General features: G+C 73.6%; 22 protein-coding genes. 14 read left to right on the top strand and 8 right to left on the bottom strand.

Annotated features, from left to right (window positions below; genetic code table 11):
* Positions 1-11: 11 nt before the first annotated feature.
* Both ACFV3E_RS17130 and rsmI read right to left on the bottom strand, forming a co-directional pair.
* Complete coding sequence (locus ACFV3E_RS17130) at positions 12-410, bottom strand: hypothetical protein (RefSeq protein ID WP_500368908.1); 399 nt, start codon at positions 408-410, stop codon at positions 12-14.
* 191 nt (positions 411-601) lie between these two features.
* Entirely contained in the window at positions 602-1,486 is an 885-nt protein-coding gene (rsmI, locus tag ACFV3E_RS17125; protein WP_500535383.1) for a 16S rRNA (cytidine(1402)-2'-O)-methyltransferase, read from the bottom strand.
* Positions 1,487-1,576: 90 nt separating this feature from the next.
* On the opposite strand from rsmI, the gene ACFV3E_RS17120 reads away from it, so the two are divergent.
* The 5 genes from ACFV3E_RS17120 (at position 1,577) to ACFV3E_RS17100 (ending at position 8,985) form a co-directional block, all read left to right on the top strand.
* Positions 1,577-3,307, top strand: coding sequence for a dolichyl-phosphate-mannose--protein mannosyltransferase (locus ACFV3E_RS17120; RefSeq protein ID WP_500535382.1), 1,731 nt, complete (start codon positions 1,577-1,579; stop codon positions 3,305-3,307).
* Between the two features lie 91 nt (positions 3,308-3,398).
* Positions 3,399-5,819 (top strand): SpoIIE family protein phosphatase, encoded by a 2,421-nt coding sequence (locus ACFV3E_RS17115; RefSeq protein WP_500535381.1) that lies wholly within the window; start codon positions 3,399-3,401, stop codon positions 5,817-5,819.
* A gap of 167 nt (positions 5,820-5,986) precedes the next feature.
* Positions 5,987-7,606 carry a penicillin-binding transpeptidase domain-containing protein gene (locus tag ACFV3E_RS17110; protein WP_500535380.1) on the top strand — a complete coding sequence of 540 codons (1,620 nt, stop codon included), beginning with the start codon at positions 5,987-5,989 and terminating at the stop codon, positions 7,604-7,606.
* Positions 7,607-7,660: 54 nt separating this feature from the next.
* Positions 7,661-8,146, top strand: coding sequence for a YbaK/EbsC family protein (locus tag ACFV3E_RS17105; protein ID WP_500368898.1), 486 nt, complete (start codon positions 7,661-7,663; stop codon positions 8,144-8,146).
* A complete protein-coding gene (locus ACFV3E_RS17100) occupies positions 8,143-8,985 on the top strand; it encodes an EamA family transporter (RefSeq protein WP_500535379.1) in 843 nt (280 codons plus the stop codon). Before ACFV3E_RS17105 ends, ACFV3E_RS17100 begins: the two co-directional genes overlap by 4 nt.
* Before the next feature lie 542 nt (positions 8,986-9,527).
* Here the strand turns inward: ACFV3E_RS17100 and ACFV3E_RS17095 are convergent.
* Positions 9,528-10,307: an SDR family NAD(P)-dependent oxidoreductase gene (locus ACFV3E_RS17095; protein WP_500535378.1), complete on the bottom strand. Its 780-nt coding sequence runs from the start codon at positions 10,305-10,307 to the stop codon at positions 9,528-9,530.
* Positions 10,308-10,416: 109 nt separating this feature from the next.
* Here ACFV3E_RS17095 and ACFV3E_RS17090 point away from each other — a divergent pair, with 109 nt between their 5' ends.
* From ACFV3E_RS17090 to ACFV3E_RS17080, 3 genes are all read left to right on the top strand, one after another.
* On the top strand, positions 10,417-12,072 hold the full coding sequence (locus ACFV3E_RS17090) for an FAD-binding dehydrogenase (RefSeq protein WP_500535377.1): 1,656 nt from the start codon (positions 10,417-10,419) through the stop codon (positions 12,070-12,072).
* Between the two features lie 101 nt (positions 12,073-12,173).
* On the top strand, positions 12,174-13,373 hold the full coding sequence (locus ACFV3E_RS17085; RefSeq protein WP_500535376.1) for a serine hydrolase domain-containing protein: 1,200 nt from the start codon (positions 12,174-12,176) through the stop codon (positions 13,371-13,373).
* A gap of 50 nt (positions 13,374-13,423) precedes the next feature.
* A complete protein-coding gene (locus tag ACFV3E_RS17080; RefSeq protein WP_500535375.1) occupies positions 13,424-16,798 on the top strand; it encodes a S41 family peptidase in 3,375 nt (1,124 codons plus the stop codon).
* Positions 16,799-16,878: 80 nt separating this feature from the next.
* On the opposite strand, the gene ACFV3E_RS17075 is transcribed toward ACFV3E_RS17080, so the two are convergent.
* The 4 genes from ACFV3E_RS17075 to ACFV3E_RS17060 form a co-directional block, all read right to left on the bottom strand.
* Positions 16,879-17,139 (bottom strand): hypothetical protein, encoded by a 261-nt coding sequence (locus ACFV3E_RS17075; protein ID WP_500535374.1) that lies wholly within the window; start codon positions 17,137-17,139, stop codon positions 16,879-16,881.
* 98 nt (positions 17,140-17,237) lie between these two features.
* Positions 17,238-18,131, bottom strand: a complete 894-nt coding sequence (locus ACFV3E_RS17070) for an SDR family oxidoreductase (RefSeq protein ID WP_500535373.1) — start codon at positions 18,129-18,131, stop codon at positions 17,238-17,240.
* Positions 18,128-19,060 (bottom strand): alpha/beta fold hydrolase, encoded by a 933-nt coding sequence (locus ACFV3E_RS17065; RefSeq protein WP_500535372.1) that lies wholly within the window; start codon positions 19,058-19,060, stop codon positions 18,128-18,130. The genes ACFV3E_RS17070 and ACFV3E_RS17065 overlap by 4 nt, the downstream gene beginning before the upstream one ends.
* Complete coding sequence (locus ACFV3E_RS17060) at positions 19,057-20,568, bottom strand: flavin-containing monooxygenase (RefSeq protein ID WP_500535371.1); 1,512 nt, start codon at positions 20,566-20,568, stop codon at positions 19,057-19,059. The genes ACFV3E_RS17065 and ACFV3E_RS17060 overlap by 4 nt, the downstream gene beginning before the upstream one ends.
* A gap of 165 nt (positions 20,569-20,733) precedes the next feature.
* On the opposite strand from ACFV3E_RS17060, the gene ACFV3E_RS17055 reads away from it, so the two are divergent.
* From ACFV3E_RS17055 to ACFV3E_RS17045, 3 genes are all read left to right on the top strand, one after another.
* Positions 20,734-21,423 carry a MerR family transcriptional regulator gene (locus ACFV3E_RS17055; RefSeq protein ID WP_499516859.1) on the top strand — a complete coding sequence of 230 codons (690 nt, stop codon included), beginning with the start codon at positions 20,734-20,736 and terminating at the stop codon, positions 21,421-21,423.
* 72 nt (positions 21,424-21,495) lie between these two features.
* The gene (locus tag ACFV3E_RS17050; RefSeq protein ID WP_500535370.1) at positions 21,496-23,529 is read left to right on the top strand and encodes an MDR family MFS transporter; all 2,034 of its coding nucleotides are present in this window, start codon (positions 21,496-21,498) and stop codon (positions 23,527-23,529) included.
* Between the two features lie 50 nt (positions 23,530-23,579).
* Positions 23,580-24,404, top strand: a complete 825-nt coding sequence (locus tag ACFV3E_RS17045) for an arylamine N-acetyltransferase family protein (RefSeq protein ID WP_500535369.1) — start codon at positions 23,580-23,582, stop codon at positions 24,402-24,404.
* 8 nt (positions 24,405-24,412) lie between these two features.
* On the opposite strand, the gene ACFV3E_RS17040 is transcribed toward ACFV3E_RS17045, so the two are convergent.
* Entirely contained in the window at positions 24,413-24,628 is a 216-nt protein-coding gene (locus tag ACFV3E_RS17040) for a DUF4287 domain-containing protein (protein ID WP_500535368.1), read from the bottom strand.
* 179 nt (positions 24,629-24,807) lie between these two features.
* Between ACFV3E_RS17040 and ACFV3E_RS17035 the strand changes: the two genes are divergently transcribed.
* The 3 genes from ACFV3E_RS17035 to ACFV3E_RS17025 are packed head-to-tail and all read left to right on the top strand — an operon-like array spanning position 24,808 to position 26,522.
* Positions 24,808-25,620, top strand: a complete 813-nt coding sequence (locus ACFV3E_RS17035) for a helix-turn-helix domain-containing protein (protein ID WP_500535367.1) — start codon at positions 24,808-24,810, stop codon at positions 25,618-25,620.
* Positions 25,617-25,811 (top strand): DUF397 domain-containing protein, encoded by a 195-nt coding sequence (locus ACFV3E_RS17030; RefSeq protein WP_500368873.1) that lies wholly within the window; start codon positions 25,617-25,619, stop codon positions 25,809-25,811. The genes ACFV3E_RS17035 and ACFV3E_RS17030 overlap by 4 nt, the downstream gene beginning before the upstream one ends.
* 60 nt (positions 25,812-25,871) lie before the next feature.
* Positions 25,872-26,522, top strand: coding sequence for an HAD family acid phosphatase (locus ACFV3E_RS17025; protein WP_500535366.1), 651 nt, complete (start codon positions 25,872-25,874; stop codon positions 26,520-26,522).
* The last annotated feature ends 136 nt before the right edge of the window (positions 26,523-26,658 follow it).

The raw sequence follows: 26,658 nt of genomic DNA, 5'->3' as shown, positions 1-26,658 counted from the left end.
GGCCGCGGCGGCTACCGGGCGTCCCTCCTGCGGTGCAGCAGGTTGCGGGGCGACCAGTGCCGTGCGCGGCGCTCGGCGTCCTCCACGGCGGGCGAGGCCGGCACCCGGCGCATGTCGGAGGCCGCGGGCAGGGGGCCGGCGGCCGCGGTGGCCGACCACGACCCGGCGACATCGGAGACCTGTCCGGCCCGCATGATGCGGACCTTGTGGCTCTCGCACTCCACGCACGTCGGCCGGGTCAGCGGGGACGGCACACGCTTGCCGTCCGCCATGTACCAGACGACCTCGCGACCCTGCGCGTCGACGTGGTGCTCGATCTCGTACGCCTGCTCCCATCCGCGTCCGCAGCTGATGCAGACGAAGGCGTACGCCTCACGAACCGTGCCATCGGTTCCGATGGTCTCGCTCATGGCAGCTCCTGTTGCCCTCCGGACGAGGCGTCCGGAGCGGGACTTCCCTCCATCAGCGAACGCCCGGGAAAGCGCCGGCGATAGCGGGGGTGCCCTTTCTTGAGCCAGTTTTGGGGAGTATGTGACACGGGGCCGAGCAGGCGGCCCAGGTTTTTCCCTCTCCTACGATAGGACTTTGCACCGCGCCGCGTTTAGCCGGTTGTGGGCTGGTTCGCGGCGTGCTTCGCGGACACCACGGCGTCGAAGACCTCCCGCTTGGGCAGCCCCGCCTCCGTCGCCACGGCCGCGATCGCCTCCTTGCGCCGCTCCCCCGCCTCCTCACGGACCCGGACCCGGCGCACCAGCTCGGCGGCGTCCAGTTCCTGCGGCCCGGTCTCCGGGGCGCCCTCGACGACGATCGTGATCTCCCCACGCACCCCCTCGGCGGCCCAGGCCGCCAGTTCCTCCAGGGGACCGCGCCGGACCTCCTCGTAGGTCTTGGTCAGCTCGCGGCAGACGGCGGCCCGGCGCCCGGCGCCGAAGGCCTCGGCCATCGCCGCGAGGGTCTCGGCGAGGCGGTGCGGGGCCTCGAAGTAGACCAGGGTGCGCCGCTCCCCCGCGGCCTCGCCCAGCCGGGCCCGCCGCTCGCCGGCCTTGCGGGGCGGGAAGCCCTCGAAGCAGAAGCGGTCCACGGGCAGGCCGCTGAGGGCGAGCGCGGTCAGCACGGCGGACGGTCCGGGGACGGCCGTCACCCGGATGTCGCGCTCGACGGCCGCCGCGACCAGCCGGTAGCCGGGGTCGGAGACCGAGGGCATCCCGGCGTCGGTGACGAGCAGCACCCGGGCGCCCTCCTCCAGCGCCGTGACCAGCTCCGGGGTGCGGGCCGTCTCGTTGCCCTCGAAGTACGACACGACCCGGGCGGTGGTGGTCACGCCCAGGGACTGGGTGAGCCGGCGCAGCCGCCGGGTGTCCTCGGCGGCGATCACGTCGGCCCCGGCCAGCTCCGCGGAGAGCCGGGGCGGGGCGTCGGCGACGTCACCGATGGGGGTCCCTGCGAGCACGAGTACGCCTGCGGCCGGTCCTGCGGAGCTAGTCACCGCCCCAGTCTCCCACCCGCCGCACACCCGGCCGGGCCTGCCGCGGCACGGCGGCGTACCCCCGGTTGGCCCGGTCCTCAGCACATACACATGCGGCTTCCCTACGATGGCCCGGTGACGAGTGACACCGCGACGCATGCGCACCGGGTCGAGGACGCCCCCAAGGCCGCGGAGGAGCAGAGCCCCTGGCAGCGGCAGCTGCGCCGCTTCGGCTACGTGGACCGCCCGCGCCCCGACGTGCGCGAGCGCCTGGTCCCGCCGTTCCCCGAACCGGGGACACGGGCGTGGGCGGCGCTCGGCGTGGGCCCGGCGACGGCACGCCGGCTGGCCCGCTGGACGGGCTGGGGCGGGCCGCTGCTCGTGGCGTTCTTCGCGGGCCTGCTGCGGTTCTGGAACCTGGGCAGCCCGCACGCGGTGATATTCGACGAGACGTACTACGCGAAGGACGCCTGGTCGCTCCTGCAGTACGGCTACGAGGGCAGCTGGCCCGACAAGGCCAACGACCTGATCCTCGCCACCCCGCCCTCCATCCCGCTCTCCGACGCCCCCTCGTACGTGGTGCACCCGCCGGTCGGCAAGTGGGTGATCGCCTCCGGTGAGTGGATCTTCGGGCTGAACCCCTTCGGCTGGCGCTTCGCGATGGCGGTGCTCGGCACGCTGTCGGTGCTGATGCTCTGCCGGATCGGCCGACGGCTGTTCCGCTCGACCGCGCTGGGCTGCCTCGCGGGCGGCCTGATGGCGGTCGACGGCCTGCACTTCGTGATGAGCCGCGTCGCCCTGCTCGACCTCGTCGTCATGTTCTTCGTGCTGGCCGCCTTCGGCTGCCTGCTGATCGACCGGGACCGCGCACGGGCCCGGCTCGCCGCCGCCCTGCCCGAGGGCCGCCCGGACGACCGCGTCGCCTCCTTCACGTGGCTGGGCGTCCGCCCGTGGCGGATCGCGGCCGGGATCTGCCTGGGCCTGGCCATCGGCACCAAGTGGAACGGCCTGTACGTGCTGGCGCTGTTCGGCGTCCTCACCGTGCTGTGGGACGCCGGCGCCCGCCGCGTGGCGGGTGCCCGCCACCCCCGGCTGACGGCGTTCTGGCTGGACGGGCTGTGGGCGGGCCTGTCCGTGGTCGGCGTCGCCGTCGCCACCTACCTGCTGTCCTGGCTCGGCTGGTTCACCACCGACAAGGGCTACGACCGCGACTGGGCCAAGGGCGACGGCGGCTTCCCCTCCCGGTCCTGGGCGGCGCTGCGCAGCCTGTGGCACTACGAAGCGCAGGTGTACGACTTCCACGTCAACCTGCACTCCCCGCACACCTACCAGTCCAACCCGTGGAGCTGGCTGGTCCTGGGCCGCCCGGTGTCGTACTTCTACGAGTCCCCCAAGCTCGGCGAGGACGGCTGCACCGCGGCCGGCGGCTGCGCCCGCGAGGTGCTCGCCATCGGAACCCCGCTGCTGTGGTGGGCCGGGTGCTTCGCCCTGCTGTACGTCCTGTACCGCTGGATCTTCCGCCGCGACTGGCGCGCCGGGGCGATCGCCTGCGGCATCGCGGCCGGGTACCTCCCGTGGTTCCTCTACCAGGACCGGACGATCTTCCTCTTCTACGCGGTCGTCTTCGTGCCCTTCCTCTGCCTCGCGGTCGCGATGATGCTCGGCGCGATCCTCGGACCCCCCGGCGCGAGCGAACGCCGCCGCATGTGGGGCGCGGTCGGCGCGGGCACGCTGGTGCTGCTGATCGTCTGGAACTTCATCTACTTCTTCCCGCTCTACACCGGGCAGACGATCCCCATGGACGCCTGGCGCGACCGGATGTGGCTGGACACCTGGATCTGACCCGCCCGGCCGCGGGGCCGCTGACCTGCTCGGTGACCGTTTGCAGGGGGACGACCACGGACCTAGCGTGAACCCCGAGGGAATGTCACGTATGTCCGCCCCCGATCGCAACGTGCCCGGTCAGGCGTCGGCGCTCGACAGCGTCGGCGCGGCTCTGGCGGTGGTCGACGCGGAGGGGGTCCTCGTCCGCTGGACCGAGGTCGCGCAGAGGCTGCTGGGGTACGCGGCGGCGGACGTCCTGGGCAGACCGGCCTCGATGCTGCTGGACGGCCCGGAGGGCGGGCCGCGGGGGTTCACGTGGGAGTGGGCCGGTCCGGTCGCGCTGCGGCACCGCGACGGCGGGCGGCTGGACGTGGACCTGCGGGTGACCGGGTTGCCGGGGGCCTCGGGCACGAAGGACTGGCTGGTCGCGACGGCCGGGGTGCCTGCGTCCGTGCTGGAGTCGGCCGCGGAGCTGTGCCCCTTCCCGATGGCGATCTGGGACAGCGACCTGCGCACCGCGTGGCTGAACGACGCCCTGGCCGAGGCGTTCGGCCTCTCCCGGGAGGAGCGCCTGGGCCGGCACCTGGACGAGTCACCGCTCTACGCGAACACCGAGCAGGTCGAGGCCCTGTTGCGCGAGGTCCTGGAGAGCGGCGTCCCGGTGATCGACCGGGAGCTGAGCCAGCTGGACCGGCTGCGGCACCGCGCGTACGCGCTCTCCGTCTTCCGCATCGAGGACGTCCGCCACGGCCGGGCCGGCGTCTGCTCGGTCAACGTGGACGTCACCGAGAGCCGGCGGGCCAGGGACCGCATGACCGTGCTCGGCCGCGCGGCGACCAGCATCGGGACCAACCTGGACGTCCTGCAGACCGCGCAGGACCTCGCCGACCTGCTGGTACCGCTGCTCGCCGACTACGCGACGATCGACCTCGCGGAATCGGTGCGGCTCGGCGACGCCCCGCTCACCCGGCTCGGCCCGCTGGAGGACGGCAACGTCCCCGTCTTCCACCGGGCGGGGATCGCCTCGGTCCACCACGACTTCCGGGAGTCGCTCTACGCACGCGGCAGCCCCGTCTTCGTCCCCCCGCACTCGCCGTTCATCGAGGTGCTGAGCTCCGGCCGGACGTACATGGAGGCGGAGCTGGACACCGAGCCCGGCACGTGGCTGGAGGAGGACCCGCGGCGACTGGAGCGGGTCCTCGACCTCGGGATGCACAGCCTGCTGATCCTGCCGGTCGTCGCGCGGGACGAGATCCTCGGTGTCGCCGTGCTCGTCCGCAGCGAGAACCCCACGCCGTTCGACGAGAACGACCGGACGCTCGCGGAGGAGCTGGTCAGCCGGGCCGCCCTCAGCCTGGACAACGCCCGCCGCTACACGCGCGAGCACACCATGGCCCTGACGCTGCAGCGCAGCCTGCTCCCCCGCAAGCCGAGCGCCGGGTTCTCCCTGGAGACGATCTGGCGCTACCTCCCGGCGGACACGCAGGACGGGGTGGGCGGCGACTGGTTCGACGTGATCCGGCTGTCCGGTGCCCGGGTGGCCCTGGTCGTCGGGGACGTCGTGGGGCACGGGCTCAACGCCGCCGCGGCCATGGGGCGGATCCGCACGGCGGTGAGCACCCTCGCCGGCCTGGACCTGCCCCCCGACCGGCTGCTGTCCGCGCTGGACGACCTCGTCGTCCGGCTGGGTTTCGAGGACTCCGACGAGCCCTCGCCCGCCGCCGGCATCCTCGGCGCCACCTGCCTGTACGCGGTCTACGACCCCACCGACGAGCGCCTGACCATCGCCCGGGCCGGGCATCCGCCGCCGGTGATCATCACCCCGGACGGCACGGCGGGCTTCCCGGAGATCCCCGCCGGCGCGCCGCTGGGCGTGGGACTGCGGTCCTTCCCGTCGGTCGACCTGGAGCTGCCCGCGGGGAGCGTGATCGCCCTGTACACCGACGGGCTCGTGGAGACCCGGGACGGTGACATCGACGACGGCCTGGAGCGCCTGCGGACCGCGCTCAGCCGGCCGCCGGGCACATCGCTGGAGGACCTGTGCACCGCGGTGGTCGACCTGCTGCCCAAGCGCGGACAGGACGACGACGTCGCCCTGCTGCTCGCCAAGACCTGCCGGCTGAGCCCCGACCGGGTGTTCAGCGTGGAGATGCCCGCCGATCCGGCCGCGGTCGGACGGGTGCGGGCCGAGGCGGCCCGGCAGCTGTCCGCCTGGGGGCTGGACCGGCTGCGGGCGGCCGCCGAGCAGATCGTCGCGGAGTTGCTGGCCAACGCCGTCCTGCACGGGGCGGGACCCGTACGGCTGCGGCTCATCCGGCACATGAAGCTGGCCTGCGAGGTCTTCGACGCCGGTCCGGGCCCGCCGCTGCCGCGCCGTCCCGACCCCACGGACGAGGGCGGCCGGGGCATGGTGATCGTCGCGGAGCTGTGCACGCGGTGGGGTGTCCGCAGGACCGCGGAAGGCAAGATCGTCTGGGCGGAGCTGGCCCTCACCGACGAGGAACGGCTGCCCCCCGGGCCGGAACGGTGACCCCGCCGCGCGACGGCCCCGACCGGCGGACTTTCCCGATCGATGGGAAGCGCGTGCCGAAGCTGTGACCCGGTCGACAGCCTCAGGCCCCTCTCCGTCCCGTAGAGTGCGCTTGCATTGCCTCAATTTTGAACATGTTCAGGGGGACCACGGGGAGGGTCGGTGCCATGCGCCGAGGTGTGAAGCTGGGGATCGTCGCCACGCTGACCGCGGGACTGGTGGGGACCGCGGGGTACGGGGCGTACAACATCTACAACGGGCTGGCCGGGGGTGGCGGTCTCTCCACGGAGGCCGCCCCGGTGGAGACCGGGCCGCCGACCGCGGCGGAGGTGAAGAAGACCGCCGCGGACTTCCTGGCCGCGTGGGCCAAGGGGGACACCACCGCGGCGGGGGCCCTCACCAACGACGCGGCGGAGGCCTCCACGGGCCTGTCCGCGTACCGGAAGCAGGCGCACGTCGCCCGCGTACGGCTGACGCCGGGCGCGGCCCAGGGGGCCGTGGTGCCGTTCAAGGTCGTGGCCTCGCTCTCCTACCAGGGCAAGTCCTCCACGTGGACGTACTCCTCGGCCCTCACCGTCTTCCGCGGCGAGACCACCCATCGTCCCCTGGTCGACTGGGAACCCGCGGTGCTGCACCCCAAACTGACGGCGGGTCAGTCGCTGGAGACCGGTGAGGCCGCCTCGCCGCCGGTGGTCGTCGTCGACCGCAACGGCAAGGAGCTGGACGCCGACGACTACCCGTCCCTGGCCTCGGTGCTGCCCCAGCTCCGCGAGCGCTACGGGGCCAAGCTCTCCGGCGGCAAGGCGGGCATCGAGACCTGGGTGAACGGCGCCGACGGCCCCGGGCAGACGCTGCACGTGATCACCCAGGGCACGGCCGCGAAGCTCCCCACCACCTTGGACGCCACGCTCCAGAAGGCCGCCGAGCAGGCGGTCAAGCGCAGCGGCCAGTCCTCGGTCGCGGCGGTCAGGACCGGCACGGGCGAGATCCTCGCCTTCGCCAACAACCCGGCGAGCGACAACAACAACGCCTTCAACGCGCAGGTCGCCCCCGGCTCCACCTTCAAGGTCGTCACCGCGACCGCCCTGCTGGAGAAGGGCGTGTCCCCGGGCACCCCGGCGCCGTGCCCGGCGACCGCGAACTTCGACAACGGCAAGATGTTCCACAACGTGGAGAGCTCCTCCGACCCGTCGGCCACCTTCCAGCGGGACTTCGCGATCTCCTGCAACACCGGCTTCATCAAGCTCGCCGGCCACCTCGACCAGTCCTCGGTCCCCTCGGTCGCCCAGCGCTACTACGGCTTCGGCCGGACCTGGAACGTCGGCGTCCCGGCCTGGGACGGCCGCGTCCCCGGCGGCCCGGGCGACGAGATGACGGAGGAGATGATCGGCCAGGGCCAGATACAGATGAGCCCGCTCAACATGGCCTCCGTCGCCGCCACCGTGCAGAACGGGGTGTTCCGCCAGCCCCGGCTGGTGGCCGCCGACCTGATCGAGGGTCCCCTCGCGAAGGCGGGCAGCGCCCTCCCGTCCGGCGTGCGGAGCAACCTCAAGTCGATGATGCGGCTGACCGCGTCGAGCGGCACCGCCGCCGGCGCGATGCGCGGGGTCTACGGCGACGTCGGCGCCAAGACCGGCTCCGCGGAGGTCGGCGGCCAGGAACAGCCCAACGGGTGGTTCCTCGCCTACCGCGGTGACGTCGCCGCCGCCGGGATGGTCCTGGAGGGCGGGCACGGCGGCGACTCCGCCGGGCCGATCGTGGCCTCGGTGCTGAAGGCCGCCTCGTGACCCGCCCGCAAATGGCTTGGCACCCCGGCCCCGCCGAGCGCTAGCGTGCCGGCCATGTCGACATCAGCTGCAGCCCATCCCCGGTTCGCGGAGGCACTCACCGCGCTGGGGCTCCAGGTACCCGTACGCGCCTTCCCGGACGCGACCCGCACCGCGGCGCAGGCCGCCGCGGCGATCGGCTGCGAGCTCGGCCAGATCGTCAAGTCCCTGATCTTCGCGGCGGACGGCGTCCCGGTGCTGGTGCTGATGGACGGCGCGTCCCGGGTCGACGTGGAGCGGGTCCGCGCCGAACTCGGCGCGAGCGAGGTACGCCGGGCCGACGCGGACCTGGTGCGCGAGACCACGGGGTACGCCATCGGCGGCGTACCCCCCTTCGGGCACCGGACCCGCACCACCGTCCTCGCCGACCGGGGGCTGCTGGCGCACGGCACCGTGTGGGCGGCCGCCGGCACCCCGCACACCGTCTTCCCCATGGCACCCGCCGAACTGGTCGGGCACGCCGGGGCGACCCTCGCCGACGTCCGCGAACGCACCGCGTGACGCCCCTGATAGCGACGGCCGTCCTGCTCGCGGCGGTCACCCACGCGGCGTGGAACGCCATCGCCCACGGCATCAAGGACCAGCTCGTCGCGTTCACCCTCGTCGGGGGCGGCGGAGCGATCTGCGGCGCGGCGATCGCCGGGTTCGCACCGCTGCCCGCGGGGGACGCCTGGCCCTACCTGATCGTGTCGGTGGGGATCCACATGGCGTACATGTACCTGCTGATGAAGTCCTTCACGCTGGGGGACTTCGGGCAGGTGTACCCCATCGCGCGCGGTGTCGCCCCCATGGTCGTGACGCTGCTGGCGGCGGTCTTCGTGGGCGAGGTGCCGGACGCCCTGCAGACCGCGGGCGTCCTCGTCGCCTCCGCCGGGCTCGGCGGGGCCGCCCTGTGGGGCATGCGCGGCCGCGGCAAGGACTGGCCGGCGGTGGGCGCGGCCGTGGGCACCGGCCTGACCATCGCGGCGTACACCGTGGTCGACGGGGTCGGCGTCCGCGCGTCCGGCACCGCCCTGGGCTACGTCGCCTGGCTCCTGCTCATCCAGGGTGTCCTGCTCGTGTGCTGCGCCCTCGCGGTGCGCCGCGCCGCGCTCCCCGCGCAACTGCGCCCGGTCGCCGCCCGCGGGCTGCTCGGCGGGGCGCTGTCCATGTCCGCGTACGGCCTCGTCCTGTGGGCCCAGACGCGGGGCGCCCTCGCGCCGATCGCCGCCCTCCGGGAGACCTCCATCATCGCGGGGGCGGTCATCGGGGCGGTCTTCTTCAAGGAGCGGCTGGGGCGCCCGCGCATCGTCGCGGCGCTTGTGGTTGTGGCCGGGATCGGGCTCATGCTTCACGTGTGACGGCGCGTTCGTCTGCGGCCCGGTGGTTGTGTGCGGGTTGTTTGCGCCTGCGGCGGGCGTCCACCCGCCCTCCCGCCCGATTGCCCGGCGCGGTCAGTGCGGGCCTCGCACCGTGTGCCTGGGTCGGGGCCGCGCCGGCGCACGTCCTCAGCGCTCGCGGTTTACCCCGACATCGTTCGGCGCCGGGTTCGCCGCTCGTCGCTTCCGGGCGCACCCCGCCACACCCCCTCCCGATGTCGCGGCGCATGACGGCCGGTGGGGGGTGAGTGGGGCACTTGCGGCAACCCCGGACCGCCTCCTCACCCCCCCCCGGCCGTTAGTCGCCTACACGGCAGGAGGGGGTGTGGCGGGGTGCCCCCATGGGGGTCCCCCCGGCCGAAGGCTGGGGGCGTACCCCGGCGCGGCACCGACCCACAACGAACGCGCGAGGCGGTCACTAACCGCGCCGGGCAATCGGGCGGGAGGGTGGGGGAGAAACCGCAACAGCAACACACAACGGCGCCGCACACAGACACCGGGCCCCACAGAGCGCACCCCGGGCATCAATCCAGCGCCGCGCGGAAGCCGGACCCGTTGACGAGGATGCCCCCGTCGACGGGGAGCGTGAGGCCCGTGATCCAGGACGCGTCCCGGGAGGCGAGGAACGCGACGGCCGCCGCGATGTCGTCGGGCTCGCCGACCCGCCCGAGGGGGTACACCCCGGCGAGGCGGTCGAGGGCCTCGTCGCGCCCCGCCCACGCGGGCGTCCGCACCGTGCCGGGGGCGACGAGGTTGACCCGGACGCCGCGCGGGGCGGCGTGCACGGCCAGCGTGCGGGTCAGCGAGGCGAGGCCCGCCTTGGCGGCGCTGTAGGCGTGGTTGCCGAAGTTCATGTGCCCGTTGACGGAGCCGATGCTGACGATCGCCCCGCGCCCGCCCGCCTCCGCCAGCAGCGGAAGCGCCGCGCGGGCGCAGCGCATGGCCCCGGTGAGGGTGACCTCGAGGTCCTCGTACCACTCCGCGTCGGGGATGTCCTCGAACCGCGGCGGGTCCACGTGGCAGGCGTAGGCGTTGTTGACGAGCACGTCGAGCCGCCCGAAGCGCTCGGCGGCGTACGCCATGGCGGCGTCCACCGCGGCCTGGTCGACGACGTCGCACGCCACCGCCGCGGCCCGGCCGCCGGTCTCCTTGCCGAGGGCCTCCGCCGTCGCGGCGGCGCGCTCCCCGTCCAGGTCGGCCAGCAGGACGTCCGCGCCCTCGGACATCAGGCGCCGGGCGGTCGCCGCGCCGATGCCCTGGGCACCTCCGGTGACGACGGCGACGTGTCCCTCGAACCTGCGCATGGCGTCATCCCCGGCCGGCGAGCGATGTCGAGAGGCGCTGCCCTCTCGCCTCCTTACTCGCGCGTAGCGTAACGTGCCTGCACACCAAAGGGGAGCGGAAAGGCACACCATGGCGCTGGACGCGGACGTCATCGTCGTCGGAGCGGGGCTGGCGGGTCTGGTCGCGACGGCCGAGCTGGCCGACGCGGGCCGCAAGGTCCTCCTGCTCGACCAGGAGCCGGAGGGCAACCTCGGCGGCCAGGCGTTCTGGTCCTTCGGCGGGCTGTTCCTCGTCGACTCCCCCGAGCAGCGCCGGATGCGGATCAAGGACAGCCGCGAACTCGCCCTGCAGGACTGGATGGGGACCGCCGGCTTCGACCGTGCCGAGGACCACTGGCCGCGCAAGTGGGCCGAGGCGTACGTGGACTTCGCCGCCGGCGAGAAGCGGTCCTGGCTGCACGCGCAGGGGATACGGTTCTTCCCGGTGGTCGGCTGGGCGGAGCGCGGGGGCTACCTCGCCACCGGGCACGGCAACTCGGTGCCCCGCTTCCACATCACCTGGGGCACCGGGCCGGGCGTCGTGGCGCCGTTCGTCCGCCGGGTGCGGGAGGCGGTGGCCAAGGGCCTGGTGGAGCTGCGTTTCCGGCACCGCGTGACGGCGCTGACGACGACGGGCGACACGGTGGACGGCGTGGCGGGCGAGGTCCTGGTGGACAGCGACGCCGAGCGCGGCCAGGCGAGTTCGCGGGAGATCCGCGCGGAGTTCCAGCTCAGGGCGCAGGCGGTGGTCGTCACCTCGGGCGGCATCGGCGGCAACCACGACCTGGTGCGCAAGGCCTGGCCGGAGCGGCTGGGCACGCCGCCGCGCAAGCTGCTGTCGGGCGTACCGGCGCACGTGGACGGCCTGATGCTGGGGATCGCCGAGGCGGCCGGGGCGCACCTGATCAACGGCGACCGGATGTGGCACTACACCGAGGGCATCGAGAACTGGAACCCGATCTGGGGCAGGCACGGCATCCGCATCCTGCCGGGGCCGTCCTCCCTGTGGCTGGACGCGACCGGCAGGCGCCTGCCGGTGCCGCTCTTCCCGGGCTTCGACACGCTGGGGACGCTGGAGCACATCATGCGCTCCGGGCACGAGTACACGTGGTTCGTCCTCACCCAGAAGATCATCGAGAAGGAGTTCGCGCTGTCGGGCTCCGAGCAGAACCCGGACCTGACCGGCAAGAGCGTGCGCGACGTGCTCAAGCGCGCGCTGCCGGGGGCCCCGGGCCCGGTCGAGGCGTTCAAGGAGCACGGCGTCGACTTCGTCGTCGAGGACGACCTGGCGGCGCTGGTGCGCGGCATGAACGCGATCACCAAGGACGACCTGATCGACGAGACCGCGCTGCGCCGCGAGATCGAGGCCCGCGACCGCGAGATCACCAACACCTTCACCAAGGACCTGCAGGTCACCGCGATCCGCGGGGCCCGCAACTACATCGGCGACAAGCTGATCCGCACCGCGGCGCCGCACCGGTTGCTGGACCCGAAGGCGGGCCCGCTGATCGCCGTGCGGCTGAACATCCTGACCCGCAAGTCGCTCGGCGGGATGGCGACCGACCTGGACGCCCGGGTGCTGCGCGCCGACGGCGAGCCGCTGCCCGGGCTGTACTCGGCGGGTGAGGCGGCCGGCTTCGGCGGCGGCGGGGTGCACGGCTACCGCTCGCTGGAGGGGACCTTCCTCGGCGGCTGCATCTTCTCCGGCCGTACGGCGGGCCGCGCGGCGGCGAAGGCGACCGCCTGACCGCTCCCCGGGACACCCCTTCGCGCTGCCGCGCCGTGCCGACCCCGGTCCGGACCGGTCGCGGGCGGGAGGCACCATGGGAGGAGCAACAACGGCGGCGCATGGTGGGAGCACGGGCTGTGGTGGACGTCCACGGGGCAGTGACGGAAGGCTTCGAGCCGGTCCGGGAGGCCTTCGTCCGGAACTTCGAGGAGCGGGGCGAGCGCGGCGCGGCCGTGGCGCTGTACCGAGACGGCCGCAAGGTCGTGGACCTGTGGGCGGGCTCCGCCGACGGGGACGGGGCCGGGGGCGCGCCCTGGGCGCAGGACACCGCGCAGGTGGTGCGCTCGGCGACGAAGGGCGTGGCCGCGGCGTGCCTGCTCCTGCTGCACCAGCGGGGCCAGCTGGACCTGGACGCGCCCGTCGGCACGTACTGGCCCGAGTTCAAGACCGCCGGCAAGGAGCGGGTCACGTTCCGCGACGCCCTGGCGCACCGGGCCGGTGTGCCGGCGCTGGACACCCCGCTGAGCCCGGGCCAGGCGCAGGACGGCAGCAGCGGACCGCGGGCGCTCGCGGCCCAGGCCCCGTTCTGGGCGCCGGGGACGGACCACGGCTACCACGCGCAGACCTACAGCTGGCTGATCGGCGAGCTGGTGCAGCGGGCGAGCGGCGGCCGGTCCATAGGGCGCTACGTGGCGGAGGAGATCGCCCGCCCGCTCGGCCTGGACCTGTGGGTCGGGCTGCCCGCGGGCGAGGAGCGCCGCGTCGGGCGGATCGCCGCCGTGGAGACCCCGCCGCCGCCGGCCGCGGCCGGGCTGCGGGCGCGACCCAAGCGGAACGTGACCGAGGCGTACGAGGACCCGTCGTCGCTGACCCGGCGCGCGTTCGGCACGATCGACCCGCTGCCGGACGAGAACGACCCCGCGTACCACGCGGCGCAGCTGCCGGCCTCCGGCGGGATCGCCACCGCGCGCTCGCTGGCCCGCTTCTACGCCGCGCTGATCGGGGAGGTCGAGGGCCCCGGGGCGCGGCTCTTCGCCCCGGCGACGCTCACCTCGGCACGCACCCCGGAGTCGGAGGGCCCGGACCGCGTGCTGGTGGTGAACACCCGCTTCGGCCTGGGCTTCATGCTGCACGGCCCGGCCGCCCCGCTGCTGTCCCCCGGCTCCTTCGGCCACCCCGGCCGCGGCGGGTCGCTGGGCTTCGCGGACCCCGGCGAGGGCGTGGCCTTCGGATACGTCACCAACGGCATGCAGAAGAACGTCACCGCCGATCCCCGTGCCCAGGCACTGGTCCGCGCGGTGCGGGAGTGCCTGCGCTGACGCGGACCGGAAAAGTTGCCCGGGCTCCGGGAGCCGCGAACGATGGATGAGTGAGCGACGCCGCATACCTCCGGTTTCCGCATGTTCACGGCGAGCGGCTCTGTTTCGTCGCCGAGGACGACATCTGGGTCGCGCCCCTGGACGAGGGGCGCGCGTGGCGGGTGACGGCCGACCGGATCCGGGTCGGGCATCCGCGCTTCTCGCCCGACGGCTCCGTGATCGCCTTCAACAGCTGGCGTTCCCTCGACCCCGAGGTGTACGTCGCGCCGGTCGAGGGCGGCCCGGCCCGCCGGCTGACCTACTGGGGCAGCACCGACACGCGCGTGCGCTCCTGGGCGCCGGACGGCCGGATCCTGGCGGTCTCGTCGCACGGCGAGCCGTTCTCGCACTACACGTGGGCCTACGCGATCCCCGACGAGGGCGGCCCGGGCAGCCGTCTGCCCTGGGGCCCGGTGTCGGACATCGCCGTGGACGACAGCGCCGAGGGCGAGCACCGGACGCTGCTGCTGACGGCGACCGCGCCGCACGAACCGGCCTCGTGGAAGCGGTACCGGGGCGGGGCGACGGGGCGGCTGTGGCTGCAGTGCCGGCGGCTGGTGCCGGAGGTCGACGGCCACCTGGAGTCGCCGATGTTCGTGGCGGGGCGCATCGCCTTCCTCTCCGACCACGAGGGCGTCGGCAACCTGTACTCCTGCCTGCCGGACGGCACGGACCTGCGGCGGCACACCGACCACGCCGACTTCTACGCCCGCAGCGCCGCGACCGACGGCACGCGCGTGGTCTACCAGTGCGCGGGTGAGGTGTGGCTGGTCGACGACCTCGGCCCGGGGTCGGTGCCGCGCCGCGTCGCGGTCGACCTCGGCGGCCCGCGGGCCGGCCGGCGCCCGTACCAGGTCCCGGCCTCGGCGTATCTGGACGGGCTGGCCGTGGACCGCACCGGCCGCGCCAGCGCGGTGTGCGTGCGCGGCAGCCTGTACTGGCTCACCCACCGCGACGGGCCCGCGCGCACCATCTCCGACGTGCCCGGGTCGCGGGTCCGGCTGCCGGTCATGCTGGGCGACACCGGGCGGATCGCCTTCGTCACCGACGCCGAGGGCGAGGACGCCATCGAGATCGCCGCGCTGCCGGGCCGCCCCGCGGCGCTGGCCGCGGCCGACATCGCCGACGCCGACGACGCCGTCGCGCAGGCGTTGCGGGCCACGGAGGAGGAGGCCGCGGAGGAGGAAACGGCGGAGGACGCGGCGTCCGCCGAGGGGCAGACGCTGCCGCGGCCCCCGTGCCGCAGCGGCGGCACACGGCTGGCGTGCGGACTGCTCGGCCGCGTCCACGAACTGGTGCCCTCGCCCGACGGCCAGATCCTCGCCGTCGCCTCCCACGACGGGCGGCTGCTCATGGTCGACGCGGAGTCGGGCGTCGTGGCCGAGCTCGTCCGCTCCACCAACGGCCCCGTCCGTGACCTGGCCTTCTCCCCGGACTCCAACTGGATCGCCTGGTCCCACCCGGTCATCGGCCGTTCGCTGCGGAAGATCCGGATCGCCCGGCTCAGCCCGGATCCGGAGACCGGCAAGCACACCCTCATCGACGTCACCAACGGCCGTTTCGAGGACGAGCAGCCGGTCTTCACCCGTGACGGGCGCTACCTGGCCTTCCTGTCCTGGCGCGGCTTCGACCCGGTGTACGACGTGCACACCGGCGACCTGTCCTTCCCGCTGGGATGCCGCCCGCACCTGGTACCGCTGCACTCGGCGACGCCCTCGCCCTTCGCGCTGCCCGTGGAGGGCCGCCCGCCGGGGGGCGGGCTGGACCCGACCGGCTTCGCCGAGGGGCCGCTGGCGGTGGAGGCGGCCGGGCTGCCGATGCGGGTGACGCCCTTCCCGGTGCCCGCCTCCAAGTACAGCTCGCTGGAGGCGGTCAGGGGCGGGCTGACCTGGCTGCGCTGGCCGATCTCCGGCGCGCTCGGCGAGACCTTCGTCAATCCGACCGACCCCTCCGCCCGCCCCACGCTGGAGTACTTCGGCCTGGCCAAGTCCAAGCGGGTCGAGCTGGTGCGGCACATGGACTGGTACCGGGTCAGCGGCGACGGCACGCAGCTGGTGGTCTTCGACGAGGGCGACCTGACCGTGGTCCCGGCGTACGAGCCGGGCGACCTGGACTCCACCGTCTACATCGACATGCGCCGGATCCTGCACGAGGCGAACCCGCCCGCCGAGTGGCGGCAGGCGTTCGACGAGGCCGGGCGGATCATCCGCGACTACTTCTGGGCGCCGGACATGTGCGGCATCGACTGGCCGGCGATCCTCGACCAGTACCGTCCGCTGGTCGAACGGGTCGCCACCCCGGACGAGTTCGCCGACCTGCAGCGCGAGGTCCTGGGCGAACTGGGCACCTCGCACGCGTACGTGGCGCCCGCCCGCCGCAGCGAGGGGCCGCCGCACTACCAGCGGCCGATCGGGCTGCTCGGGATCAACTTCGTCCACACCAAGGACGGCCGGTGGGTGCTCGCGCGCATCCTGCCCGGCGAGTCCTCGGACTCCAAGGCCCGTTCGCCGCTGGCCGGCACCGGCGTCCTGGAGGGCGCGACGCTCACCCACGTCGACGGCCGTGCCGTCGACCCGGTCGCCGGACCCGGTCCGCTGCTGTCGGCCGCGGGCGGCACCACGGTGGAGCTGACCTTCACCCCGCCCGACGGCGGACATCCGCGCCGGGTCGCGGTGGTGCCGCTGGTGGACGAACGGCCGCTGCGCTACCAGGACTGGGTGGCCAAACGACGCGCGGTCGTCCGGGCGTTGAGCGAGGGCAGGTGCGGCTACCTGCACATCCCCGACCTGGGGGGCTCGGGCTGGGCGCAGTTCAACCGCGACCTGCGCATCGAGATCGTGCATCCGGCGCTCATCGTCGACGTGCGCGGCAACGCGGGCGGCAACATCAGCGACCTGGTGGTGGAGAGCCTGACCCGCAAGATCCTCGGCTGGGACCACACCCGGCACGCGCAGCCGGTGAGTTACTTGGGCAACGCCCCGCGCGGGCCGATCGTGGCGCTGGCGGACGAGGCGACGGCCTCCGACGGCGACATGATCACCGCCACGTTCCGGCTGCTGGGCATCGGCCCGGTGGTGGGCCACCGCACCTGGGGCGGCGTGGTCGGCATGACCGGCCGGCACCGGCTGGGCGACGGCACGGTGATCACGGTGCCGATGAACGCCGCCTGGTTCGAGGCCTACGGCTGGTCGGTGGAGAACTACGGCGTGGAGCCGGACATCCCGATCATCCGCACGCCGCTGGACTGGGCGGAGGGCCGCCGCACCGACCTGGAGGTCGCCGTGCAGACGGCACTTGACCTGCTGGAGAAGCACCCGGCCTCCACGCCGCCCGATCTGTCCGACCGCCCGGACCGGCGTCGGCCCCCGCTCCCCCCGCGTCCCTGAGTCCCTCCCCGTCGGGGACGACGGAAGGGGCGCGCCCTGAACGGGCGCGCCCCTCCACGCTCACGCCTGGACCACGCGGGTCAGCTGTCCCGGTCCTGCCGCTCGTCGATCTCCTCCAGCGAACGCTGGCGGTCGCCCTTGGGCATCGACTGCGGGGACGTCCTGGACGGCTGGCCGTGGCCGGGCTCGCGGTGCTGCTGCTTGCCCTGCTGGCGCATCGGCTCGCCTGCCGGGCCCTGAGCGCGCTCGCGGGTCTGGCCGATGCGCTCCTGGGTCTGGGGCTGAGCCTGCGGGCGGTTCTGCTGCCCGGCCTTGTTTCGCGTGGGGTCGTTCTTGCCCATGATCACTCCTTCGTGATGTATGGAATGGGCCTCGACCAGGCTGACACGGCCGGACACAGTACGCACTTCGGACGAACGCGTTCCGTGAACAGCGCTGGTCAGACGGGCCCTTCCGACCGGGCCCGCTCGTCCGCGGCGCCGCCGCGCCCGACGAGTCCGTGCCGGATGCCGCCCGCGGCGGCGATCCTCGGTTCCAGACGGCGCATTTCGCGCCGCCCCAGGGCACCCCCGATCAGGCCCGGCAAGTACCCGCGCACGGACTGCATTCCGCGCAGCCACCACTGGGCGTAGACGTGCGGCGAGCGGCGGGCGATCCCGTCCGCGATGCGCTCGACCGCCGGCTCCAGCGGGTAGGTGCGGTTGGCCGGCCAGGGCAGCCGTGCGCGGGCCTCGCGCATCACGTCGTCCTCGTCCGCGCCGCGCACCATGTCGGTGTCGGTCCAGCTCAGGTACCCCACACCGACCTTGACGCCCTTGACGCCGACTTCCGCGCGCAGGCAGTGCGCGAAGGACTCCACCCCCGCCTTGCTCGCGCAGTACGCGGTCATCAGCGGCGCCGGGGTGATCGCGGCGAGCGAGGCGATCTGCAGCAGGTAGCCGCGCGAGGCGAGCAGGGCGGGCAGGAAGGCCCGGGCGGTGACCACGCTGCCCAGCAGGTTGACCTGGATGACGCGTTCGAAGTCGGCGGGGTCCACGTCCAGGAACGGACCGCCGGTCGCCACACCGGCGTTGGCGACCACGACGTCGACGCGGCCGTAGCGCTCCACGACCTCCCCGGCCACGCGGGCCATGGCCTCCCGGTCGGTGACGTCGGCCGTCCAGTACCCGGTGTCGGGGCCGATCTCCGCGGCGACGCGCTTGAGTTCATCCGGCTCCAGCCCCACCAGCGCCAACCGGGCGCCGCGCGCGGCGAGTTCACGGGCCAGCAGCGCCCCCACCCCACGGGCGGCGCCGGTCACCACCGCGACCTGCCCGTTCAGCGACCTGCTCATGCCGTCTCCTCCTTGACCTGGGCCCCGGGCCGAAGGTGGTCCTCGACGAGGGTGCGTACGACGCCCGCCACCGCGGCCGGTGCCTCCAGCGGCGTCATGTGGCCGAGGCCCGGCAGTTCGGTGAGCCCGGCGAACCGCGAGAGCCGGGCGGCCATGCCGTGCGCGTGCGCCGGCGGGGTGAGCTTGTCGGCGCCGCCCACGAGCACGGCGGTGGGCGCGCGCAGCGCGCAGACGCCCGCGTCCAGGTCGAGCCCGGCCAGCACCCGGCCCCACTCCGCGCGCTGCCGGCGCCCGCAGGCGTGCACGATGCGGGCGGTGGCGGCCACCAGCTCCTTGCTCGACGCCGCGCCCAGGATCCCGTACTTGAGCGCGGCCCGGGTCACCGCGGACTGCGGGCCGAGCGGCGCCGAACTGACCAGCAGGAAGCGGTGGAATGCGTCGCGCACCCGCTTGCTGCGCACCCGCGGGGGCAGCACCGCCGCCTCGGCGAGCAGCCGTCCGCTGCCGGTGCTGGCCAGCAGGACCGCGGCCGTGCGGGTCTGCACGGCGGCTCGGTCGCCGGCCGCCATCGCGGTCATCCCGCCCATGGAGTGGCCGACCAGCACCACCTTCTCGTCGCCCTCGACGACGGCCTCCAGGACCGCGGTGAGGTCGTCGGCGAGCGCGCCGGTGCCGTAGCCGCCGCGGCGCGGGGTCCCGCTGGCGCCGTGGCCGCGCTGGTCGTACGCCACGACCCGGTACTCCCCGGCGAGTTCGTGGATGAGCGGGGCCCAGAAGAGGGTCCTGCAGGTCCAGCCGTGGATCAGCACCACGGTGGGCGCCGTGCCGGCCTCGGGGCCGTACTCCTCCACGTGGATCGAGGTGCCGTCCTCGGACCGCACGGAGTGCGTGCGGCGGGCGGCCGGGAGGTCGAAGACGGACGCGGTCACGAGGCCACCTCCACGCGCTCCGGGCGCTCCCCCGGGGCACCGGCGGGCACGATCTCGTACTCCTGGAGTTCCAGCCGGCGCGTGGCGCGCCGGAACTCCGCGGTCGTCCCGGGCCAGACGGTGGTGTTGCGGCCGCGGTCGTCCAGGTACCAGCTGACGCAACCCCCGGTGTTCCAGACCGTACGCGCCATGCGGCGCTGCAGTTCCTCGTTCCAGGACCGCACGGCCTCCGGACGGGCGTCGAACGCGGCGGCGCCGGCGGTGTCCAGGGCGCGCAGGTACGCGGCGACGTAGTTCAGCGAGGACTCGATCATCAGGATCATCGAGCTGTTCCCGAGGCCCGTGTTGGGTCCGATGACGAACAGCAGGTTGGGGAAGCCGTCGACGGTGCAGCCGCGCAGCGCGGCCATGCCGTCCTTCCAGTGCTCGGTCAGCGAGCGGCCGTCGGCGCCGAACACCCGCTCGCCGATGGGCATGTCGGTGACGTGGAAGCCGGTGCCGAAGACGATGGCGTCGGCCTCGCGCTCGGTGCCGTCGGCCATGACGAGGGTCGAGCCGCGCACCTCCTCCAGCGCGGAGGCGACGACCTCGGTGTTGGGCCGCGCGAGCGCCGGGTAGTAGTCGTTCGACAGCAGGATGCGCTTGCAGCCGATCCGGTAGTCGGGGGTCAGCTTGGCCCGCAGCGCCGGGTCCTTGACGGCCTTGCGCAGGTGCGAGGCCGCCATGGCCTGGGCGCCGCGCATCATCGCCGGGCGTTTGGTGAACGCGCCGACCTGGAACTCGCGGATCAGCCAGAGCAGTCCGCGCCGCGCCCTGGCGGTGGCCGGCACCTTGCCGTGCAGCCACTGCTCGGCCCGGCTGATCCCGCGGTCCATGCGCGGCATCACCCACGGGGGCGTCCGCTGCACCACGGTCAGGCGCTCCACCTCGGGCTGGATCGCGGGCACGATCTGGATCGCGGAGGCCCCGGTGCCGACCATGGCGACCCGCTTGCCCTTGAGGTCGAATTCGTGGTCCCACTGCGAGGAGTGGAAGACCTTCCCCGGGAAGGCGTCGAGACCGGGGACGTCCGGCAGCTTGGGGTCGGACAGCGGCCCGGTGGCCGAGACCACGACGTCGGCGGTGAGTTCGCCGCGGGAGGTGGTGATGCGCCAGTGCCGGGCGCCGGCCTCCCAGCGGGCCTCGGTGACCTCCGTGCCGAGGCGCAGGTGCGGGCGGAGGCCGAAGGTGTCCGCGACCCTTTCCAGGTAGGCCCGGATGTGCGGCTGGCCGGAGAAGGTGCGCGGCCACTGCGGGTTGGGCGCGAAGGAGAACGAGTACAGGTGCGAGGGCACGTCGCAGGCACACCCCGGGTAGCTGTTGTCCCGCCACGTCCCGCCGACGGAGTCCCGGCGCTCCAGGACGACGAAGTCGGTGATCCCCTCGCGTCGCAGCCGTACGGCGGCACCGAGCCCGCCGAACCCCGATCCGATCACCGCAACCCGCACGTGTTCGCTGTGTCCGGCCATACCGCCGCCTCTCGGTGCCGCCCCTGCCGAATCGCGCCAGTGTTCACTGGCACGGTCCGGAGCGTAGACCAGAAGGCGTTACCAGCGGTAGAGGGCGGGCCGCGCGATGTGTCGCGCACACCGCATAGGCTGATCGGCGTGGCGACGCACGAGCGCGAGTACCGGATGGACGAGTTGGCCGAAGCGGCCGGTGTCCCGGTGCGTACCGTCCGCTTCTACCGGGAGCGCAAGCTGCTCCCGGCGCCGCGCCGCGAGGGCCGGATCACCTGGTACAACGACCACCACCTGGCCCGGCTGCGGACCATCACGGCGCTGCTGGAGCGGGGCCACACCCTCGGCGGCATCGCCGAGCTGATGGACGCCTGGGAGAGCGGCCGCCGCGACGTCGGCGAACTGCTCGGCCTGGACCCGGGACTGCCCACCCGCTGGTCGGAGGAGGAGCCGCTGCGGCTCACCCCGGAGGGCCTCGCCGACCACTACGGCGACCAGGCCACCGCGGAGAACCTGGCCACCGCCCTGGACATCGGCTACCTCGCCGTGGACGGCGACGACGTCGTCCACGTCAGCCGCCGGCTGCTGGAGGCCTCGGCCGCACTGGTCCGGGAGGGCGTCCCGCTCGCCGAGGTGCTCGCCGCCGGCCGCGCCATGCGGGGCCGCATGGACCTGCTCGCCGAGCTCTTCGTCGAGCTGGCCCGCACCTACGTCCTGCCGGACGCGGAGGCCGACCTGCAGTCCGGCGACACCACCCGGCTGAGCGAGGCGATCGCCCGGCTGCGCCCCCTGGTGCAGGCCGTCGTCGAGGCGGAGCTCGCCCTGGCGATCGACCGCAGGCTGCGCGAGGAGCTCAAGCGGTAGCGGACGCCCGCGCATAGCCCGTACGGGCGTTGTGGCCGGGCGGCACCGGCGGGCCCGCGCGAGGGTGGAGCCATGGCCGTCACCGTCCCCACCGCCGGCCGGCCGCCCGCCCTGAGCCGCCGCCAGACCAACGTCGTCTTCGTGACGATCGTGCTCGGCCTGCTGCTGGCGGCCCTGGACCAGACGATCGTCTCCACCGCGCTCCCGACGATCGTCGCGGACCTCGGCGGCGCCGGGCACATGGCCTGGGTGGTCACGGCCTACCTGCTGGCGGAGACCGTCTCCACCGTGCTGGTCGGCAAGTTCGGCGACCTGTTCGGCCGCAAGGTCGTCTTCCAGGTCAGCGCGGTCGTCTTCGTCGCCGGCTCGGTCTTCGCGGGCGCCGCCACCAGCATGCTCATGCTGATCGCCGCCCGCGCCGTCCAAGGGATCGGCGGCGGCGGGCTCATGGTCACGGCGATGGCCCTGATCGCCGACGTCATCCCGCTGCGCGAGCGCGGCAAGTACCAGGGCGCGCTGGGCGCGGTCTTCGGGGTCACGACGGTCGTCGGCCCGACCCTGGGCGGTCTGTTCACCGACCACGCCACCTGGCGCTGGTGCTTCTACGTCAACGTCCCCGTCGCGATCGTGATGGTCGTGATGGCCGCCCGTACCGTCCCCGTCGTCCGGGCCGCCGTCCGCCCCGTCGTCGACTACGCGGGCATCGCGCTGGTCGCCCTGGGCGCCTCGGGACTGGTGCTCGCCCTGGAGTGGGGCGGCAGCCAGTACGCCTGGGACTCCGCCGTCGTGGTCGGGCTGTTCGCCTCCTCGGCCGTACTGCTGACCGCGTTCGTCCTGGTCGAACTGCGCGCGAGGGAGCCGATGCTCCCCATGCACCTGTTCCGCAACCCGGTCTTCGTCGTGTGCTCGCTGCTCAGCTTCATCGTCGGCTTCGCGCTGCTGGGCGCGCTCACCTACCTGCCGACCTACCTCCAGTTCGTCGACGGGGTCTCCGCCACCGAGTCCGGGGTCCGCACCCTCCCGCTCGTCGCCGGACTGCTCGGCACGTCCGTGGCCTCCGGCACCGTCATCGGCCGCACCGGGCGCTACAAGGCCTTCCCCATCGCGGGCACCGCCGTCATGGCGCTCGGCCTGTACCTGATGTCCACCATGGACCGGGCCACCGGGCCGTGGCTGGAATCCCTGTACATGCTCGTCTTCGGCCTCGGCATCGGCCTGGCCATGCAGGTCCTGACCATCGCCGTCCAGAACACCGTCGCGTACGCGGAACTGGGCACCGCCACCTCCGGGGTGACCTTCTTCCGCACCCTCGGCAGCGCCTTCGGCACCGCCGTCTTCGGCACCCTGTACGGCAACCGGCTCGGCCCCGCCCTGTCCGCCGCCCTCGCCGAGGTGCCCGGCGTCCCTGCCGCCGCGGCCCAGGACCCGCAGGCCCTGCGGGCGCTCCCGCCCGACCGGGCCGCCCCGATCGTCGACGCCTACGCCGACACCGTCCAGCACGTCTTCCTGTGGGTCGCCCCGGTGGCCCTGGCCGGTTTCGTCATCGCCTGGTTCCTCAAGGAGGTGCCGCTGCGCGACAGCGCCCGCGCCGGCGCCTCGGACATGGGCGAGGGCTTCTCCGCCCCCGACTCCCCCGACGCCGTCGTCCAGCTGGAGCGGGCGGTCGCGGGCGTCATGCGCCGCGAACACGCCGCGGAGCCCGCCGTCGCCCTGCGCATCCTGGCCGACTCCGGCTCCCCGCTCACCCCGGGCGAGGCCTGGGCGCTCGGGCAGATCCACTGGCGCGACCGCTTCCAGGGCGGCGCCTCCCTGGACGCCATCGCCCGCGCCCACCACATGCCCGGCGAGGTCCTCGAACCCGCCTTCGCCAAGGTGGCCCGCGGCGGCTGGGCCCGCGTGGACGGCGGCGTCCTCACGCTCACCGCGGCCGGGCGGGCCCAGCTCGACCTCCTCGCCGCGGCCTGGCGCCGCTGGCTGGACTCCCGGCTCGACGACTGGACGGTCGCCGACCCCGCCGACCGTGCCCTGATGGACCGCGCCGTCGACAGCCTCGCCCGCAAACTCCTGGAGGAGAGCGAGGACGACCGCCACCCCGCGCCCGTGTAGGGGCCGGTCCGTGGGGCGAAGGAGTCGCCGCGCATCCGTAGGGTGGTCGTATGACGCTCGATCTCGATGCCTATCTCGCCCGCATCGGCTGGGCCGGGGAACGCCGCCCCACGGCGGAGGTGCTGCGGTCCGTGCACCGCGCCCACATGCTGGGCATCCCGTTCGAGAACCTCGACCCCGTCCTGGGCCGGGCGCCCTCGCTCGCGCTGCCCGACCTGGAGGCCAAGCTCGTCCACGGCCGGCGCGGCGGCTACTGCTACGAGCACAACACCCTGTTCGCCGCCGCGCTCACCGCCCTCGGGTTCCGGGTCACGCTGCTCACCGCGCGCGTGCTGGTGGGGGCGAAGCCGGGGGACGTCCGCCCCCGTACGCACATGCTCATGCTCGCCGAGGTGCCCGGCGAGCCGGTGCCGTACGTGAGCGACGTCGGCTTCGGCAGCATCGGCGCCCTGCTGGAGCCGTTGCCGCTGGTGGCGGACGTGGAGCTGCACGACGCGCCGCGCCGCCACCGGCTGGTCCACGCGCCGCACGACGGGCCGCTGGAACTGTGGAAGCTCCAGGCGAACCCGCCCGGCGCCGGTGACGACGGCTGGGAGGACCAGTACGCCTTCACGGTGGAGCCCTTCCGGGCCCCCGACTACGAGGTCATCAACTGGCACGTGGCGACCAACCCGCGCTCCCCCTTCTCCCGCGGCGTCTACGCCCAGCGCACCACCGGCGAGGCGCACCTGTCCCTGACCGGACGCCGCCTGACGGAGACGACGGCCGACGGCACCCGCAAGGAACGGCAACTGGCGGACGCGGACGAGGTGCTGCGGGTCCTGGCGGACGACTTCGCCGTACGGCTCCCGGAGGGGACGCGGCTGCCGGAGTGACCCGGCGGCTACGACGCGTCCTTCCCCTCGGCGAGGGTGTGCGCCACCAGGGCGTTGGCGTGTCCGTGCCCGAGTCCGTGCTCGGCCTTCAGCCAGCCGACGAGCTCCATGTGCCGGGCCGGCGGGGAGGAGCGGATGAGCTCCTTCCACTCCCCGACCGGTCGGCCGTACTTCTTCTCGATCGACGGGAAGTAACTCGCCGGGCCCTTCACGTTTTCTGTCATGCCCGGTGGACCGCGCGGGGGCCGTGAATCCATCGGCACCGTGGCGTGGCCTGCGTCACACCCGGTCCGCGATTCCCCGCGTCAGGTGAATTCCGCCGGTTCCCGGCGTGCCGCCGCCCGCCGCGTGCCTAGCGTGGCGCTGCGGGACGACGCCAGGGGAGCCGGACGGGGGTGGCCGCGTGACGGTCGAGGACAAGCGCTCGGTGAGCATGAGGATCTTCGGGGACCTGCTCAAGGCGCTGCGCGAGGGCCAGGGGCTCACCCTGGACGCGGTGGCGGCGCACACGGGCTACTCGAAGTCGCAGACCGTCAAGATCGAGTGCGGTGAGCGCATCGCCAGCACGGCGTTCATCGACAGGGCCGAGCAACTGCTGGGCTCACCCGGGGTGCTGAAGGCGGTGGCACCCCATCTGTCCCGGGAGAAGCTGCCCGTGGGGTACGGGGAGTACGCGGACGAGGAGGCCCGGGCGCTGAGCCTGGGAACGTACGACTCCCACGTCGTCAACGGCCTGCTGCAGACCGAGGCCTACATGCGCGCGGTCTTCGGCGCCCGCTGCCCGGCCCTTGAGGAGGACGAGGCCGAGCGCTGGACCGAGGACCGGCTGGCCCGCCAGGCGCTGTTCACCCGCAAGCCGGTGTGCATGCTCTCCTTCGTCCTGGAGGAGTGGGTCCTGCGCCGCCCGACGGGCGGACCGGCCGTGATGGGGGAGCAGTTGCGGCACCTCGTCGAGGTGGGGCAACGGCGCAACGTCCAGATCCAGGTGATGCCGGCGCGCTACGGGACCCACGCCGGTCTCGACGGTCCCTTCACCCTGCTGGAGAACCCCGAACGCCAACTGCTCGCCTACGCCGAGGGCCAGGCCGGGGGCCTGCTCACCGATGACCGGAAAAGGGTCAGTCTGCTCCACCAGCGCTATGGCATGATCCGGGCACAGGCCCTCACGCCGGAGGACTCTGCCAAGGTGATCGAGCAGATTGCGGGTGAACTGTGAGCGCTCTCGTGTGGTTCACGTCCCGTCACAGCGGCAGCGACGGCGGTCAGTGCGTCGAGGTGGCGGTCGGCCCGGCCGCCGTCCACGTACGGGACTCCAAGGACCGCTCCGGCCCGGTTCTGGCCTTCGAGCCGGACGCGTGGACCGCGTTCGTGGCCTTCGCCGGCCAATTGTCCGAGCCCCAAGGATAGTTACCAACCGGTAATCCGAGCGCCAGTTTCCGCTCACCCGCACCAGCGAACGTACGGTGCATGACAACCCTCAAGACCCTCACCCGGAGACGCGGCGCCGTCGTCGCGGCGATCATCGCCGCCGGGGTGTCCGGCATCGCGCTCCCCGCCGACGCGCACGCCGACGAGCCCACCGGCGTCCCGGTGGCGGCGGCCACCACGGCCTCCGCCACCGCCGCCTCGGTCGACCACGGGACCTGGCTGCGGGACGTGCGCCCGGTGATCGACCAGGCGCACACCTACGTCCAGGACCGCACCGCCGCCCGGAAGTCCGGCGAGAAGCTGGCGATCGTGCTGGACATCGACAACACCGCGCTGGAGACGTACTTCGACTGGTGGTTCCCGCCGGCCGTGGCGCCGACGCGTGACCTCGCCCGGTACGCGGACTCCCGTGGCGTGGACGTCTTCTTCGTCACCGCCCGGCCGGACTTCATCTACCCGGCCACGCATTACAACCTCGACCGCGAGGGCTACCCGGTCGCCGGGCTCTACGGCCGTTCGATCCCGGACCTCTTCGACGAGGTCGGCGCGTACAAGACGGCGCAGCGCGCCGCCATCGAGAAGCGCGGCTACACGATCGTCGCGAACATCGGCAACAACACCACCGACCTGGTGGGCGGCCACGCCGAGCGCACCTTCAAGCTCCCCGACTACGACGGCCTCCTGGACTGACACCGTCCGCGATCGGGCCACGCCCGGGGGACGATCGTTCCCCGGGCGTTCACCATGCCCTCATGCGCGGGCTTCGTACGCGCTCGACCTGCGGCTTAGCGTCACGAGGTCCTGTTCGTCCGATGTAGACGAGGTG

It is taken from the genome of Streptomyces sp. NPDC059718, assembly GCF_042733315.1.
Lineage (GTDB): Bacteria > Actinomycetota > Actinomycetes > Streptomycetales > Streptomycetaceae > Actinacidiphila.
This window is presented reverse-complemented; position numbering and strand designations above follow the sequence as displayed.